At 37.9% G+C, this 15,306-nt stretch carries 14 protein-coding genes; 12 read left to right on the top strand and 2 right to left on the bottom strand.

The window, feature by feature from the left end; translation table 11 throughout:
• Window positions 1–2 precede the first annotated feature (2 nt).
• The 8 genes from ACIF8R_RS16545 to ACIF8R_RS16510 all read left to right on the top strand — a co-directional run bounded on the left by ACIF8R_RS16545 (window position 3) and on the right by ACIF8R_RS16510 (window position 8,855).
• Window positions 3–770, top strand: coding sequence for an OmpA family protein (locus tag ACIF8R_RS16545; protein WP_174725233.1), 768 nt, complete (start codon window positions 3–5; stop codon window positions 768–770).
• 16 nt (window positions 771–786) lie between these two features.
• Window positions 787–1,050 (top strand): PAAR domain-containing protein, encoded by a 264-nt coding sequence (locus ACIF8R_RS16540; protein WP_396482020.1) that lies wholly within the window; start codon window positions 787–789, stop codon window positions 1,048–1,050.
• Between the two features lie 217 nt (window positions 1,051–1,267).
• Window positions 1,268–3,952, top strand: a complete 2,685-nt coding sequence (gene tssH / locus ACIF8R_RS16535; RefSeq protein WP_396482018.1) for a type VI secretion system ATPase TssH — start codon at window positions 1,268–1,270, stop codon at window positions 3,950–3,952.
• A gap of 21 nt (window positions 3,953–3,973) precedes the next feature.
• On the top strand, window positions 3,974–5,071 hold the full coding sequence (gene tssA, locus ACIF8R_RS16530; RefSeq protein ID WP_198071307.1) for a type VI secretion system protein TssA: 1,098 nt from the start codon (window positions 3,974–3,976) through the stop codon (window positions 5,069–5,071).
• 16 nt (window positions 5,072–5,087) lie between these two features.
• Window positions 5,088–6,452, top strand: coding sequence for a type VI secretion system baseplate subunit TssK (tssK, locus tag ACIF8R_RS16525; RefSeq protein WP_004702450.1), 1,365 nt, complete (start codon window positions 5,088–5,090; stop codon window positions 6,450–6,452).
• A 17-nt stretch (window positions 6,453–6,469) separates the two neighbouring features.
• A complete protein-coding gene (icmH, locus tag ACIF8R_RS16520) occupies window positions 6,470–7,276 on the top strand; it encodes a type IVB secretion system protein IcmH/DotU (RefSeq protein WP_263613411.1) in 807 nt (268 codons plus the stop codon).
• A 12-nt stretch (window positions 7,277–7,288) separates the two neighbouring features.
• Window positions 7,289–7,894, top strand: coding sequence for a hypothetical protein (locus tag ACIF8R_RS16515; protein ID WP_396482016.1), 606 nt, complete (start codon window positions 7,289–7,291; stop codon window positions 7,892–7,894).
• 7 nt (window positions 7,895–7,901) lie between these two features.
• Entirely contained in the window at window positions 7,902–8,855 is a 954-nt protein-coding gene (locus ACIF8R_RS16510; protein ID WP_396482014.1) for a M15 family metallopeptidase, read from the top strand.
• A 4-nt stretch (window positions 8,856–8,859) separates the two neighbouring features.
• Here the strand turns inward: ACIF8R_RS16510 and ACIF8R_RS16505 are convergent, their stop codons facing one another.
• Window positions 8,860–9,711: a LysR family transcriptional regulator gene (locus ACIF8R_RS16505; RefSeq protein ID WP_396482013.1), complete on the bottom strand. Its 852-nt coding sequence runs from the start codon at window positions 9,709–9,711 to the stop codon at window positions 8,860–8,862.
• Between the two features lie 271 nt (window positions 9,712–9,982).
• Here ACIF8R_RS16505 and ACIF8R_RS16500 point away from each other — a divergent pair, with 271 nt between their 5' ends.
• From ACIF8R_RS16500 to ACIF8R_RS16490, 3 genes are all read left to right on the top strand, one after another.
• On the top strand, window positions 9,983–10,465 hold the full coding sequence (locus ACIF8R_RS16500; RefSeq protein ID WP_396482011.1) for a nucleoside deaminase: 483 nt from the start codon (window positions 9,983–9,985) through the stop codon (window positions 10,463–10,465).
• A complete protein-coding gene (locus ACIF8R_RS16495) occupies window positions 10,465–11,646 on the top strand; it encodes a cyanate transporter (RefSeq protein ID WP_396482009.1) in 1,182 nt (393 codons plus the stop codon). The genes ACIF8R_RS16500 and ACIF8R_RS16495 overlap by 1 nt, the downstream gene beginning before the upstream one ends.
• A gap of 130 nt (window positions 11,647–11,776) precedes the next feature.
• Window positions 11,777–12,934: a DNA glycosylase AlkZ-like family protein gene (locus ACIF8R_RS16490; RefSeq protein ID WP_343569428.1), complete on the top strand. Its 1,158-nt coding sequence runs from the start codon at window positions 11,777–11,779 to the stop codon at window positions 12,932–12,934.
• Between the two features lie 66 nt (window positions 12,935–13,000).
• Here ACIF8R_RS16490 and ACIF8R_RS16485 read toward each other — a convergent pair whose 3' ends face one another.
• The gene (locus ACIF8R_RS16485) at window positions 13,001–13,456 is read right to left on the bottom strand and encodes a GNAT family N-acetyltransferase (RefSeq protein ID WP_396482007.1); all 456 of its coding nucleotides are present in this window, start codon (window positions 13,454–13,456) and stop codon (window positions 13,001–13,003) included.
• A gap of 113 nt (window positions 13,457–13,569) precedes the next feature.
• Between ACIF8R_RS16485 and ACIF8R_RS16480 the strand changes: the two genes are divergently transcribed.
• Window positions 13,570–15,045 (top strand): PLP-dependent aminotransferase family protein, encoded by a 1,476-nt coding sequence (locus ACIF8R_RS16480; RefSeq protein WP_396482005.1) that lies wholly within the window; start codon window positions 13,570–13,572, stop codon window positions 15,043–15,045.
• Window positions 15,046–15,306 lie beyond the last annotated feature (261 nt).

Here is a 15,306-nt window from a genome sequence, read left to right as displayed (position 1 = left end):
CAATGAATCAAAAATATCAAATTAAACTTTCACAATTAATAAAAGGCTGTTTTATTTATGCGATTGCAAATTATGCTTTAGCACAGCCAATTGTTGTTGAAGGTGTCGTGCCAAATGAAGTGAGTAAACAGGCCATTTTAATGAAAATGCAGTCTGTTTATGGTGCAGACCAAGTGGTAGATAAAATACAAGTTCGACCAGTAGCAGCTCCAAATGGCTGGAGTGACTCTGTAACGCGAGTGATTACACCAGATCTTAAAAAAGTTTCTCAAGGCAAGTTAAGTGTTAACGGCACACGATTTGAACTGACTGGAAAAATGCTAAATCCTACAGAAATACAGCCTACTATTCAGATATTTCAAGGTTTAGTACAGCCACCATATCAATTATTTTCACAGCTTTCTGTAAATCAGGCAGAGCAGAAAGTCATTGATGATGCTTTAAAAAATCGAATTATTGAATTTGAATCTGGTAGTGCCGTGCTCACAGATGCTGGCCAAAAAATTCTAGATGAAATGGCAGTTGCTTTAAATAAAGTTGGCGGTAAAAAAGTCAAAATTGTAGGACATACCGATAGTTCTGGAGATGCGACTAAAAACTTAAAACTCAGTCAAGACCGTGCATTAGCAGTTAAAAATTATTTGGTGAGTAAAAACATTCCTGCTGATCATTTGTCTGCAGAAGGATTAGGTTCGACTAAACCTGTAGCGGATAATACATCTCCAGAAGGAAGAAAGAAAAACCGTCGAATTGAGTTCACCGTTTTATAAACATAAGGAGAAGAATATGGCTAGCCCTTATATTACGATTGGTTGCCCAACGACAGGTGGAGGGCAAGTCATTTCTGGTAATAGTGCATTTTTAATAAATGGAATTGCAATTGCGTGCGTAGGTGATAAAGCAACTTGTCCGGCGCATAAAACGGTTTCTACGATTGTTTCTGGAGATCCAAATATGCAGGTCATGGGAAAATCAGCAGCAAGAGTAAATGATTCATTATCTTGTGGTTGTAAATTATTACCGAAACAAAGTTTGGTTAATCAAGGATAGCAGAGGATATATCTTTTCACTTAAACTATTAACTTGAAAAGATATATGTACTAATTAAATGTTCTTAATGATATTAGATTTTTTATATAGAGATAAGAAATCGAACAAATCATATTAATGATTATGATGCTAGGTTATTTGTCGGATAAAGCTAAATTTTGGTAATATACGGGCATTATGATTTTAAGTATTAAATTATTTAAAAATATTGAGAGTAATGATGAGTAGTTTAAAAATTTTAATTACAAAACTTTCTACAGTTGCGCGCACTGCTTTAGAAAAATCAGCTAATGCTTGTGTTCTTCAGCAAAACTACGAAATTGAAATTGAACATTTATTTTTAGAGCTACTTAATCAGCCTTTAGAAAATGATTTAAAAATTTTATTAAAAAAATATAAAATCTCAGCTGACGCTTTGGCAGATGATTTAAAAGAGACAATCTCTCAATTACCAAAAGGGAATACACGTACTCCAATTTTTGCCAAATCAATTGTGCGTTTATTTGAGCAAGCTTGGTTACTGGCTTCAGCAGAACAAAATCCTGTCATTCGTAGTGGTCACTTATTGGTTGCATTATTAACTGCACCAGATTTATATCAAATCGCAACAAGAGCTTCGAGTTTATTTGATCTTTTACCTATAGATTCAATGAAACATAAGTTTCTTGAGATTTGTGAAAAGAGCGTAGAACAACAAGAAGAAACTAAAACCTCTTCACAAGAAGAAGATGAGCTAGAACAAGTCGCTACTCCAACTGTAAAAACTCAAAAAACACCAGCTTTAGATCAATATACGATTAATTTAACTGAAAAAGCGAAGAATGGTGGAATTGATCCTGTTATTGGGCGCGAATTTGAAATTCGTTTAATGCTCGATATTTTAATGCGTAGACGTCAAAACAACCCGATCTTAACTGGCGAACCAGGTGTAGGTAAAACAGCTGTAGTTGAAGGGCTAGCTTTAAAAATTGCTCAAGGTTTAGTGCCTGAAGCTTTAAAAAATGTACATTTGCATGTTTTAGATATGGGCCTTTTACAAGCAGGTGCAAGTGTTAAAGGTGAGTTTGAAAATCGTTTAAAACAAGTGATTCAAGAAGTTCAGGCTTCGGCTCATCCTATTATTTTATTTATTGATGAAGCACACACACTTATTGGTGCAGGTGGCCAAGCAGGACAAAATGATGCTGCTAACCTTTTAAAACCTGCTCTTGCACGTGGTGAGCTACGAACGATTGCTGCAACAACATGGGCTGAATATAAACAGTATTTTGAAAAAGATGCTGCCTTAAGCCGCCGTTTTCAGGTCGTAAAGGTTGAAGAGCCGACCGAAGAAGTTGCTGTTGATATGCTGCGTGCAATGATTCCAGTGATGCAGAAGCACTTTAATTTACAAATTGATGATGAAGCAATTATCACAGCTGTACATGCTTCTCATCGCTATATCAGTGGTCGTCAACTTCCGGATAAAGCAGTGAGTGTTCTAGATACTGCGGCAGCACGCGTAGCTTTGACCCAAAATGCACAGCCAGTCAAACTTGATCAATTGAAGGCACAAGAACATAACTTAAAGCTTGAGCAACAGATTTTGGAAAATGAACATCGTCAGATTCCAATACATCATGAACGATTAGAGAACCTGAAAAATCATTTAGAGTTTTTACAAAATGAAATTCAAGAGACTCAGGAACAATGGCAAAAAGAATTAGAGCTAGTTCGTAAAATCCAGGAATTAGAAGCGCAGAGTCATTCTAATGAGTCTGAAGCCTATGATCAGATTAATTTAATGCGCAAAGACCTTGCTGATCTTCAAGGCCAACAGCCATTAGTTTTTGAGCGTGTAAATTCTCAAATTATTAATGAAATTATTTCTGATTGGACCGGTATTCCTGTTGGGAAAATGGTAAATGATGAAATTAAGCAAATCTTAACGCTTGAAGATAAATTGGGCGAGCGTGTAATGGGCCAAGATTATGCACTTACACAATTGGTTCAAGGTATTAAAACATCAAAAGCTAAATTAGAAGATCCGAATAAACCTCAAGGTGTATTCCTTTTAGTTGGACCTAGCGGGGTAGGTAAAACTGAAACTGCAATCACCTTAGCAAATGAGCTGTATGGCGGTGAACAGCATTTAATCACGATTAATATGTCTGAATATCAAGAAGCGCATACGGTATCTTCACTTAAAGGTGCACCTCCAGGATATGTGGGCTATGGTCAAGGTGGTGTGTTAACCGAAGCAGTACGTCGTAATCCTTATAGTGTTGTACTACTCGACGAAATTGAAAAAGCACATAGTGATGTACAAGAGCTGTTCTACCAAGTATTTGATAAAGGTACTTTAGAAGATGGTGAAGGTCGCGTTATTGATTTTAAAAACACGACAATTTTATTAACTTCAAATGCAGGTTCTAGTGCAATTATGCAGGCGTGTTTAAATCAGCCTGTTGAAGAGTGGCCTACAGCAGAAGAATTAATCGAACATTTAAAACCAAGTTTATATAAACAATTTAAACCAGCCTTTTTAGGGCGTATGAGAGTTGTGCCATATTTCCCGTTGCATGACGATTTATTGGTTCGAATTATTAAACATAAATTGGGCAAAATTACCGCTCGAATTGAAAAACAATATGGAACAGAAGTCCAATATTCAGATGACTTGGTCGAGTTGCTACTCAGCCGTTGTACTGAAGTGGATAGTGGCGCCCGTAATGTCGATAACATCTTAAATTCGACAGTTTTACCTGCTTTGGCAACTGAAATTTTAGTGGCGTTAGCAGATCAAAAATTGCCGAAAGTGATCATGATTGATGCGAAAGATGATGAAATCCAATATTTATTAGATCCGGTGGCGAAGCCCGCTAAAAAACGGACTAGTAAAAAGTTGAAATCAGAAGTTTAAAATTAATAGAGCCAAAATTAGATGAGTATTGATATTTCTGAACTACTTAAACCCATTAATGACAGCTTACTTTGTGGTGAGGATTATTCATTTTCTAATGAATTTCACGAAATAAAGAAAGCAAGAACAGAGGATGATCTACTATTAGATCAGGGGGATTGGGTTGCTGAGCGGAAACAGGCAGATTGGGATTTTGTTGCAAAGAGTGTAAGCACTTTGCTCACAGAAAAAACCAAAGATATCCGTCTATTAACATGGTTAATAGAAGCCTGGACTCATCTAAATGGTTTTGAAGGTATGGTAAAGGGTTTAACATTAACCCATACCATGCTGAACCAATACTGGCAGGATATTCATCCGATTATTGAAGATGATGATTTGGACCAACGCATTGGTTTATTACAAGGTTTAATTAATCAGTTGCCTGGTTTGTTGAAGAAAGTGTCTTTAACTAGCGCAGTGCCTTATTACAATTTGCTTGATTACGATAATTTTCTATATCACGAGAACATTCGTCGTAAGCAAACTGAAGATTATGACAGCCAATCAGGCCCATCTGAATTGGAACAATTTGATCAAGCGATCTTTAATACGTCTAAAACCTTTCAATATTCAAATTATCAAGAATTTACTTCAGTTTTAACTGAGTGGAATGTCTTAAAACAGACGCTTGATCACTTAATGGGATTAGATTCACCAAGTTTTGCTGCAATTGATTCTGCATTTGAAACAATTCACAGCACTTTACGCAAGATTTATAAAGCAGAGGCTTTTGGTACTGGGCTTGCCCAAACCCAAGAACAGGCTGCTGTTATCACGACTCCATCTATGGAAAATCAAGTGCCTGTACAACAAATCGTATCAGAACAGCCTATGTTTCAGCCTCAAGCACAAACTCACTTGGCTAACCGTGAGCAAGCAATGAAAGTGCTACAAGAAATAGCCGATTATTTTCAGGCCAATGAGCCACATAGTCCTGTGAGTTATATGCTTCAAAAGACCATTAAATGGAGTCAAATGCCATTACATGAATGGTTGGCACAAGTCATTAAAGATGAAAATCCATTACAAATGGTTCAGGAAATGTTAGGTGTACAGCCTAAAAATGAATACGAATAAAGATTGGTAAAGACATATGTTTAAAGCTGAAAAAGTCCTGTGGGGCGAAGGTTTATTTTTAAGACCTCAACATTTCCAAATTCAAGATACTTATCATGAACAACGTTTAAATCACACCGTCCGCGCTGTTGTGCCATTTTCATATGGTGTTCAAAAACTTAGTTTTGATGAAGCACAGCTTAGTACACATATTCTTGCGCTTGAGTCGGTAGAAATGATTTGGCAAGACGGTGAAATATACCAAGCACCGGCTTATGACTTACTACCTGAACCAATTTTGCTTGATGAGCTTAATTTACGTGGTGAGATGGTCATTTATTTGGCATTACCACTACTACAAGCCAATAAACAAAATTTAATCGATCAAAACCAGTCACAGAAGGGACGTTACCAATCGCATCTTGTGGAGACTCACGATCTTTTCACAAATGCGACAGAAGCAGATATCAGCTTGTTACGTCGTCGAGCTGTGTTTAAATTATTAGATGCAAACAGCAATCCTGATCATAATCTGGATGGTTTCCTCTATTTGCCAATAGGTAAAATCAAACGTCAGAGTTCAGGTGCTTTTGAAATTGATCGCAAATTTATTCCACCTATTTTGCATGTCGATGCATCTGAAACATTGGTTTCGAATTTAAAAAGAACATTGAATGTTATTAAGGCAAAAATTAAAACCATTCAAACCAACAACCGAGAAAATGAACAGAAATTAATTGAATTCCGTTCAGGTGATATCGTTTCGTTTTGGTTGGTAAATGCTTTAAATACTGCACATGCTGGTCTGAACCATTTCTTACAATATCCGCAAATTCATCCAGAACGATTGTTTTTTGAATTATTGCGTTTAGCAGGCTCATTATTAACTTTTTCGACAGCTTATGAAGTCGATCAGTTACCTGCATATAAACATCACAATTTGCAAGAAAGCTTTACTCAGCTCGACACCATTTTGCGTGATTTATTAGACACTATTATTTCTAGTCGTTACATCAGTATTGCACTTAAAGAAATTCGACCTTCATATTGGGTGGGAAGTCTTGAGACAGATAAGATTACTCGTGACACTAGACTTTATATAGCCGTATCAAGTAGTGCAATGCAGACTCACGAATTGATTCAGATTGTACCTCTACGATTTAAAATCGGTAGTACGCTGGATGTTGAGCAGCGTGTTGTTGCAGCATTGCCGGCCATTCCATTACACCACTTAATACAAGTTCCAACGGCTATTCCAGTACGTTCTGGCGTAAGTTATTTCGAAATCGAACCACATCATGAACTCTATCAACGCATGTTAGATTCAGAGACGATTTGTATTTACGTTCCAGCTGGCTTCCAAGATATCAGTATTGAGCTGATTGCGGTCATGAACGCTTAAAGATAAAGGAGAGAAAAATGTCACAATCTACAGGTGCTCCTTCTTTATTTGATGACGGGCAAATCGGGACTGGAGGAAACAATAATAGTCAGTCCCAAGCAAAACTTCAGGCGATTAATCTGATCGATTTATTGCACGATGGTTTTTATTTAATCTTTTTGATTCGAAATCAGTATGTACCAGCTGACCCACAGCGGTTTCGTGAAAAAATTTTAGATTTGCTTAATCGGTTTGAGCAACAAGCTAAAAAGTTGCAGTTTTCAGCAGATGATATTCATGATGCTAAATATGCATTTTGTGCGCTGCTTGATGAAACAATCGTGACCCAACAAGACCCAAGCTATTTTAATTTGCAAAATGCTTGGTTGATTAGTCCATTGCAATTGAGCTTATTTGGTTCTCAATTGGCGGGTTATCAGTTCTTCGAAATATTAGAACAATTGCGAAGCCGCGGAAAAGACCGTTTAGCGGCTCTTGAAGTATTTCATTACTGCCTGTTATTGGGCTTTCAAGGTAAATATCGAATTGAGTCTATTGAAAGCCTGAATCATTTGGTTGCGCGAGTAGGTGACGAAATTGATTATTTAAAAGGTAAAAAAGTTGCTTTCTCGCCGTTCTCGGCAATTCCCGATCAGATACGAAATATTATTCATCGCGAATTACCTTTTTTCTGGATTTTGATTTTCTTGTTGATTTTTGCATTGCTTACCTTCGCGGGTCTAAGATTTATGCTCAATAATCAAAATGATAAAGCATTATCTACTTATCAAAATGTGATTTCTGCCCCACAAGAGCAGGCACATATTACAATTTATTTACCTTGATGATGGAACGAAATGGCTCAGGAAAAACCAACTTCTATTCGAGTTTTGCAATCGAATAAAAAAAAGTCGAGATCACCAGTAATCTATATCATCATTGGTATTATTGCCGGGGTGTTTGTAAGCATCTCACTGTTCCTGTTCTTGTCTCAACCGTATTCGTCAGATCCTGCAACTGTTGAGAATAAGTCAAATCAAGATCAGGAACATGATCAAGTATTGATGACGAACTCCTCTGCACATGGGCAAGTTGCAGCTGATCAGCAAGAGCAAGCAGATCCAATGAGCCATGATGGTTTTGAGCAACCTAAAGAAAATGAACTGAGTGGTATTTTTAAACCTGCTCCTCATAAAAATGCAGCTCCAACAACTCAGCAACGTGTTTCACCTTTTGATGCCCAGCTAACGGGGGAACGGGTAGCACCTAAGCAACAAGTTGTGGCTAAACCCACTCACCCCATACAGCCAGCTCAGCAAAAACCTATCGCTCAACCTAAGGTAGTCCAACAAGCTAAACCTGCGGAAGCTAAGAAAGCTCCAGCTGAGCCAGAAGCTGAGGTGGAAGCACCAAAAGCATCGGTTGATATCAAAGTGACTCGCAGCCCGTTTGCGGTGAATTAGTAAATTCATGATGATTTTTCTAATTTTCTTTTGTTTTGCCTGCCTTGCTATAGGGCTGGCTTTTTTAATGTCTTATGAACTCAGAAATAAGGGTAGAACATTTGTTCTATCGTTATTACCTCAGGGACGTCGGCAACTGAATCAGGTTAGGCAATTTGCCCAAACTATGAATCAGGCAGCCGCACCTGAAAAATTACAATCTCATTGGCATTTGCAACAATGGTGGATTGTAATTGCAGGATTTTTTTTATTTACCAGTATTTTAGTTTTTGCCTTTACTCGCCCGATTAGCTCAACTCGGATTGAAGCCGAATATTTGAAAAAAACTGACCCGCAAATTTATGCGTTATTAAATGGAGAAATCTTATCACCACCGCCTGAAGTTGATGAAGGTCTGATTGAAGCGGCAATTGTTGAAGCGACGCAATTAGAGCAGCAGTATGCTTCTCAAGACAGTGGTGCGATTAATTCTTCACCTATTGATAAAGCAAGTTTCGATGGTCGTTCAATTTTAGATACCAACATGGTCAATCGTAAGTGGGACAAAATGAATCCACGCTATAAGCAGCGTTTGCTTATGGTCTTTAAAATTATGAAAGAGCAATATGGTTATGAGCTTGTTTTGCTTGAAGGTTATCGCAGTCCAGGACGCCAAAATATGTTGGCAGGCAACCCGAATACAACCAAGGCAAAAGGGTATCAAAGTTACCATCAATTTGGTTTAGCGGCGGATGTAGCATTTAAACGAAATGGTAAAGTTGTTATTTCTGAACGTGATCCATGGGCTATGCAGGGTTATCGACTGTATGGGCAAGTTGCAGAGTCAGTTGGACTGACATGGGGCGGTCGCTGGAAATCTATACAAGACTATGGACATACGGAGTATAGAATGCCAGGTCTGAAGAAAACTCAGGAAATGGCGGAAAAATTAATTGCTGAAAGCTTAAATGAAATAAGTTAAAAGCTTAAGAGAGTGATCGGAAACGATCATGCAATATAGTAGTCATCTTATCAGCAAGCTGGGAAATCAACCCAGCTTTTTCCCATGTGTAAATTGAAACTACCATAGGTGAAGCTTCGCCTAACGACCTATATTTACGTATACGACGTCCTTTAGTGGTACTTACAGGAAGTAATGATATTCCCAAACCTGTTTCAACACTCACTAAAACACTTTCTAAACTACTGCCTGTAAAAGCAATATACCAACGTTTCCGTTCACGTTCTAAGGTCTCAAACATTTCATCTCGATAAAGTCCTCCTTGGGGGAAAGTCACTAAACGAATAGGATCGGACATAGGTGTAGTTGTATTTTCACTTTCAAACCATGCCATTTCTTCCGGAAAAGATGCATAACAATCAGCACTAGCAGCTGGTTCTTTTACAATAATAATATCCAGCTCACCATTTCGATAACGCTCTGTTAGGTTACGGCTTAGGCCAGAAGTAACATCTAAGCGAATAGACCGATGAGCTTGTGCGAACATGCCGAAAATTTCAGCCATAGCGGTACTCATCATATCTTCTGGTAAGCCAATCCGAATAGGAATACTACCTGCTGGATCTTTTAAAACAGCTTCTGCTTCTTGTTGAAGTGTCAAAATCCTTTGAGCATAACCAATTAAATATTCACCTGAGGCAGTCAATTGTAAAGGTCGTGATGTGCGATCAATAAGAGAATGACCAACAGATTCTTCAAGACGTGCCAACTGCTGACTAATCGTTGATTGTGTCAGGTGTAATTTATCAGCAGCGGCAGTAAAACTGCCACTTTCGAAAATAGTCACGAATGCACGAAGAAGACGAGGGTCAAACATAAGAATTATCACCAACTAGGCAAAGAACGGAATGCTTAAGTATTTATAATCTTAATACAATCGATTAAATAATTTAATTTCCAAATAGTTTTAAGCACGCTTATTCTAGTTCCAAATTGTTCTGCTCTTAAAGTTTACTTAGAGTTTTTCATAAGTAAATTTCTTATATGGATCAATCTGATCGTTGCTACAGCATGCATGTTGAAGCGAATACCGTGAAATTGAAAAAGTTACTTCTTTTTGCAGGCGCAAACTAGGTTGAGGATAACGGATGAAAGAAAATCAAATGTTTTTACGCCAAGCCATTGAACTTGCTTATCACAATATTGAAAAGGGTGGCAGGCCATTTGGCGCAGTGATTGTAAAGGATGGCCAAGTGATTGCTTCGGGTGTAAATCAAATTTTGATAACCAATGATCCAACGGCTCATGCTGAATTACTTGCAATTCGTGCAGCTAGTCAAGTTTTAGGATCTGCAAACTTAGAAGGCTGCTCTGTGTATGCAAGTGGACATCCATGCCCAATGTGTATGGCTGCAATGCGTTTAGCAGGTATCAAAGCAGTTCACTATGCGTATTCTAATGAAGACGGAACACCCTTTGGTTTATCTACAGCTGAAATATATGCTGATCTTGCAAAACCATTTGCTGAGCAGACTATGAAAATTGAATATGTACCCGTTCGATTTGAAGATCGTACCGATCTTTATGTACTTTGGCAAAATTATCAAACCAATAAGTCAGGCTCAGAGTAATGAAGCAGTCTGGAGCTTTCTTGGCTAGGCCCATGCTCATCGTAACAGTCGCTTTGGTTGGACTTAATTTAAGACCTTTTATGACGAGTATTGGTCCATTAGTCTCCAGTATTCGGGCAGGAACTGGATTAAGTCTACAAGGAATAGCTTTACTCACTTTATTACCCATGATGTTGATGGGCGTTATTGCCTTTGTTGGTCCAATCGTACAGAGCGTGGTTGGGGAACGTAGCGTTGTTTTGGGCTCCTTACTGACTATTTGTATTGGATGCGGACTAAGATTTTTATTTCCTACTGCTGAGGGTTTAATTACCAGTGCAGTCGTGATTGGTTTAGGCGTCGCGCTGATACAAGCAGCTTTTCCTGGCATTATCAAAAGAGAGTTCAGTCAACATATTGGTCCGATGATGGGCCTTTATTCAGCCATGCTTATGGGCGGTGGTGCACTAGGCGCATGGTTAGCGCCTGTAGTCTCCAATATAACGGGTTTATGGTCTGTTGGACTGGCTTTTTTTGCTATACCAGCTGTATTGGCATTAATCTCAACATTTATTTTTTTACCCTCTATCGTAAGTTCGAATGTACCTCCAGCACCTGTAAAGATGTTGCTTAAGAAACCAAGAACATGGTTATTAATGCTGTGTTTTGGGCTCGTTAATGGTGGTTATTCTTCGGTTGTTGCTTGGTTAGCACCTTCATTTCAAGATCATGGTTGGAGTAGTGGGGAAAGTGGAAAATTGCTCGCTTTACTTGCTTTAAGCCAAGCAGCATCGGCATTAGTTTTGCCGATTTTGGCTAGAGACTATAAAGATCGCCGTCCATGGCTATGGTTTACTCTATTCATGCAATTTGCTGGGTTTTCTGGTCTCGCATTTGTACCTGAACTTGCCTCTATTTTATGGGCAATTTGTTTGGGCGTTGGCTTGGGAGGCTGTTTTGCTCTAACACTTATTGTTGCACTCGACCATTTTGAAGAGCCTAACAATGCAGGAGCTTTATCTGCACTCATGCAAGGTGGTGGTTTTTTACTTGCGGCAATACCACCTTGGTTCGTAGCGGCATTACATGATTTTACAGGTGCTTATAAAGCGGGATGGATTTTTCATTTATGTTGTGTGATGCTCGTGATGACTTTAGTGGTAAGGCTGGCACCTAAAAGTTATCGCAAAATTCACCTATAAAATATGATGTAGTTTGAGAATATTACCCATCTAAAGAAATACGATTTGCATGCAAAGAACATTAAGGAATAATGATAGGATGTTACTGAAATTTTTAGATTTTAAATGAATACAACAATATTTGATTTTTATGACATCTTCTTTGAAAAAAATTGCCTTACTTAAACAAGGCTTAGGAAAAAATAGTCCATTTGCGACAGGAGTAGATGGGACTTTACAGGCGATTGAACATTTAGGATATGTGCAGATTGATACCATCTCTGTCGTTGAGCGTGCTCATCACCATATATTGTGGAGCCGAGTGCCTGAATATGATTTAAGTCATTTAAATAGTTTGGTTCGTGAACGTCAGATTTTTGAATATTGGTATCATGCGGCGTCTTATCTTCCTATGAAAGATTATCGCTATGCTTTGCCTGCTATGATGTCGGTTAAGAATGGGGAAAGCCGATATTTTAATAGAGGTGATCAACACCTGATGAATGAAATATTGGCGCGTGTTCGTGCCGAAGGTAAAATTCGACTACGTGATATCGATAAGAAAAATAAAAAAAGTTTAGGGAATTGGTGGAATACAGGTCCGGGTCGCCGTGCTTTTGAGCAGTTATATATGCAGGGTGATCTGATGATTTGTGAGCGTAACGGCATGGAAAAAGTCTATGATTTGACTGAGCGTTGCTTGCCTGAAAATATTGATTTAAGAATACCAACGCTTTATGAATATGCGCAGTATTTATTTAATAATACGCTTCGAGCACATGGGGCTTTCACATGGAAGCAATTAGTTCATTTGAAGAAAAATGATTTAAAAGAGGCTATGCGAGTTGTACTAAAAGAGCAGGTTGATGCTGGTGTTGTATCAGCGGTGAAACTTGCCGACGGTCAAACTTTATATGTGGATGTAGCTGCAATAGAACAAAAAGTGGAGACTGACTTTGGTTTAAAAATACTTTCGCCTTTTGATAATTCTCTCATTCATCGTGACCGTTTAACTTCTTTATTCGAGTTTGATTATCGGATCGAATGTTATGTACCAGCAGCCAAACGCGTATTTGGATATTTCTGTTTACCTATTCTTTATCAAGATGAGTTGGTCGGCCGAATTGATTGTAAAGCACATCGGAGTGTGAAAGAGTTAGAGGTAATTAGCTTACATTTAGAAAAAACAGTAAAAGATAAAGAGCATTTCTTTTTTGAATTAGATCAAGAGCTCAAACGTTTCGCAGCATTTAACCAATGTTTAACTGTGAATGACAAGGTAAGTAAGCTTATTCGCAGTAAGAAGTAAATAAACACTATTCTAGGGTTAAAAATAAAACACCAAAAGAATTAAGGCTTTTGGTGTTTTTACTTGTTAGGTTAAAGACATGCGGTATTCAATAACACCTGGTTTTTGTGCAATCCAGTCATAGAGTTTTTGAGCTGTATGATTGGTCTCTTGGGTATGCCAATATAAACGATTGCAGTTTTGTTCAATGGCTTGCTTCTGAACATATTCGATAAGTTGCTTACCAATGTGTTGCCCACGGGCTTCAGGTGCAACATAAAGGTCTTCTAAATAGCAGTAATTATTCTCTGCCCATGTTGAACGATGAATAACATAATGCACAATTCCTAAAATATGCTCACCTTGTTTGGCAACAGCACAATACATAGGTTCTTTTGTATCGAAAAAACGATCCCAAGTTATTTTTGTGACCTGAAGAGGTAAACTAACTTGGTAAAATTTTTGATAGGCAAGCCAATACTTTTCCCATTGTGCATAGTCTTGTTGCTGGACAGGGACAATTTGAATCTCTTGTTTTTGCATAAAAAGTACACTCTATTTTTAAAGTAATGGAAAATTGACAACTAAAGTGTAGTTTTGAAAGTGGTATTTTTATAAGGTACACTTTTTGTATTTTTTACAGTACCAGTTTTGTTATGGCTGCTCCAATTTCTGCGCCTTTTCCTCATTTGATTTTGCCAAAGGGCCAGATTAAAGATGGGCTATATTCAGCTTTGCGTAATGCTATTTTAGATGGAAGACTCACCGCTGGAACAAAATTACCCTCAAGTCGTGCTTTAGCAGACATGATGTCGATTTCACGAAATTCCGTATTGGCGGCTCTTGAACGTTTACTCGATGAAGGATATTTATTTACTAAACCGAGTTCAGGGACTTACGTTGCTGAAGTTGTACCAGATCAACTCATACATATCCAAGAAATTTCAAAAAAAACGACAACAAGTAAGCCTCATGCCTTAAATATTAATCCGAATATGGAAGCATTATTGGCATCATGGCAAGAGCAGTCTTCGTCAAGTCAAAAGAAAAAAATGTTCCATGTGGGAGTGGGCTGTGTAGATTTATTCCCTCATCAGCTTTGGGGAAAGCTATTAACTCAAGCTTGGCGACAATCTTATTATCAATTGGGTCAATTTCACGACCCGCGTGGCTATTTACCACTGCGTCAGGCGATTTGCGAATATGTTCGTTCAACCCGTGGGCTGAACTGTAATGAACAGCAAATCATTATTGTAAACGGGACTCAGCAGGCTATTCATTTGACTGCCTATGCGTTGCTTCAAGCAAATGATGAAGTGTGCCTAGATGAGCCGGGTTATGATGCAGCTTTTAATATTTTTCGAAGTTTTGGAGCTCAGGTGAATTTAATCGCGAGTGATGAAGAGGGCATGCAAGTCGCAGACATTACCAAGCATTATTTAAAAAGCAAACTTGTTTACACTGCGCCATCGCATCAGTTTCCTTTAGGTGGAACTTTGAGTTTGGCTCGCCGTTTTGCTTTATTAGATTGGGCGAACAAAGCAGAAAAATGGATTTTTGAAGATGATTATAATAGTGAATTCCGCTATGGCACTCACCCCATCCAAGCGCTACAAGGCTTAGATCAGCAGCAACGTGTTATTTACTCTGGTACTTTTACCAAGATGATGTTTCCTGAATTTCGCTTAGGGTTCATGGTGGTACCTGAAGCATTAATCGAAACCTTTAGTGCTGCTAAATACTATACAGACGTGCGAAGTTCATACTTAGAACAGGTTGCTTTAGCTCTATTTATACAACAAGGTCACTATGCTAGGCATGTGCGTAAAGTTCGCAAAGCATGCTATGAGCGTCAGCAGATATTAATTAAAGCGATTAATGAGCACCTTTCAGACATACTTGATGTTCAGCCCACAGACTCAGGCATTCATCTTATATGCTGGTTAAAAGGCGCATGGACTGAGCAAAAGTTTATTGCTCATTGTTCGGCTTTGGATTTAGCGATTCAGCCTCTGTCTCGATATTGTCAACTTGCACCGAAAAAAGCTGCTGTTTTGTTAGGCTATGCTGCCCATCAACCTGAGGAAATTATAGAAAATATTAAGAAACTCGCTTTTAGTCTCAAAAAGTAAATAGTTAAATTTTTCAGTCTTATATATGAAATATAGGCTAATTTTATTTTTAATTCGTTAGGTAAAATATTTAGTGGAATTTAATAGTTTTATGAAATTTAATTAAAGTTGAAAAATATTTTAAATTTAAAAATTTATTAATATTATTTTAAGCTAACTTAATTATTCTAAAAACATCAAAGCTCGTCTAAGTACACCTTTTAGCCACATTCTCCAGATGTGGCTCTTTTTATTTAAGGTTAAAAAATTTAGAAAACGAAA

The organism is Acinetobacter sp. ABJ_C4_1 (genome assembly GCF_044538495.1).
In the GTDB taxonomy this organism is placed as follows: domain Bacteria; phylum Pseudomonadota; class Gammaproteobacteria; order Pseudomonadales; family Moraxellaceae; genus Acinetobacter; species Acinetobacter nosocomialis_A.
The sequence above is the reverse complement of the archived record's forward strand: the minus strand, read 5'-3'. Positions and strand labels throughout refer to the sequence as shown.

Excerpts from the sequence above, each read along its gene's own strand:
- ACIF8R_RS16545 (WP_174725233.1), top strand. The coding sequence starts at position 3 with ATGAATCAAAAATATCAAATTAAACTTTCACAATTAATAAAAGGCTGT.
- ACIF8R_RS16540 (WP_396482020.1), top strand. The coding sequence starts at position 787 with ATGGCTAGCCCTTATATTACGATTGGTTGCCCAACGACAGGTGGAGGG.
- tssH (WP_396482018.1), top strand. The coding sequence starts at position 1,268 with ATGATGAGTAGTTTAAAAATTTTAATTACAAAACTTTCTACAGTTGCG.
- tssA (WP_198071307.1), top strand. The coding sequence starts at position 3,974 with ATGAGTATTGATATTTCTGAACTACTTAAACCCATTAATGACAGCTTA.
- tssK (WP_004702450.1), top strand. The coding sequence starts at position 5,088 with ATGTTTAAAGCTGAAAAAGTCCTGTGGGGCGAAGGTTTATTTTTAAGA.
- icmH (WP_263613411.1), top strand. The coding sequence starts at position 6,470 with ATGTCACAATCTACAGGTGCTCCTTCTTTATTTGATGACGGGCAAATC.
- ACIF8R_RS16515 (WP_396482016.1), top strand. The coding sequence starts at position 7,289 with ATGGCTCAGGAAAAACCAACTTCTATTCGAGTTTTGCAATCGAATAAA.
- ACIF8R_RS16510 (WP_396482014.1), top strand. The coding sequence starts at position 7,902 with ATGATGATTTTTCTAATTTTCTTTTGTTTTGCCTGCCTTGCTATAGGG.
- ACIF8R_RS16505 (WP_396482013.1), bottom strand. The coding sequence starts at position 9,711 with ATGTTTGACCCTCGTCTTCTTCGTGCATTCGTGACTATTTTCGAAAGT.
- ACIF8R_RS16500 (WP_396482011.1), top strand. The coding sequence starts at position 9,983 with ATGAAAGAAAATCAAATGTTTTTACGCCAAGCCATTGAACTTGCTTAT.
- ACIF8R_RS16495 (WP_396482009.1), top strand. The coding sequence starts at position 10,465 with ATGAAGCAGTCTGGAGCTTTCTTGGCTAGGCCCATGCTCATCGTAACA.
- ACIF8R_RS16490 (WP_343569428.1), top strand. The coding sequence starts at position 11,777 with ATGACATCTTCTTTGAAAAAAATTGCCTTACTTAAACAAGGCTTAGGA.
- ACIF8R_RS16485 (WP_396482007.1), bottom strand. The coding sequence starts at position 13,456 with ATGCAAAAACAAGAGATTCAAATTGTCCCTGTCCAGCAACAAGACTAT.
- ACIF8R_RS16480 (WP_396482005.1), top strand. The coding sequence starts at position 13,570 with ATGGCTGCTCCAATTTCTGCGCCTTTTCCTCATTTGATTTTGCCAAAG.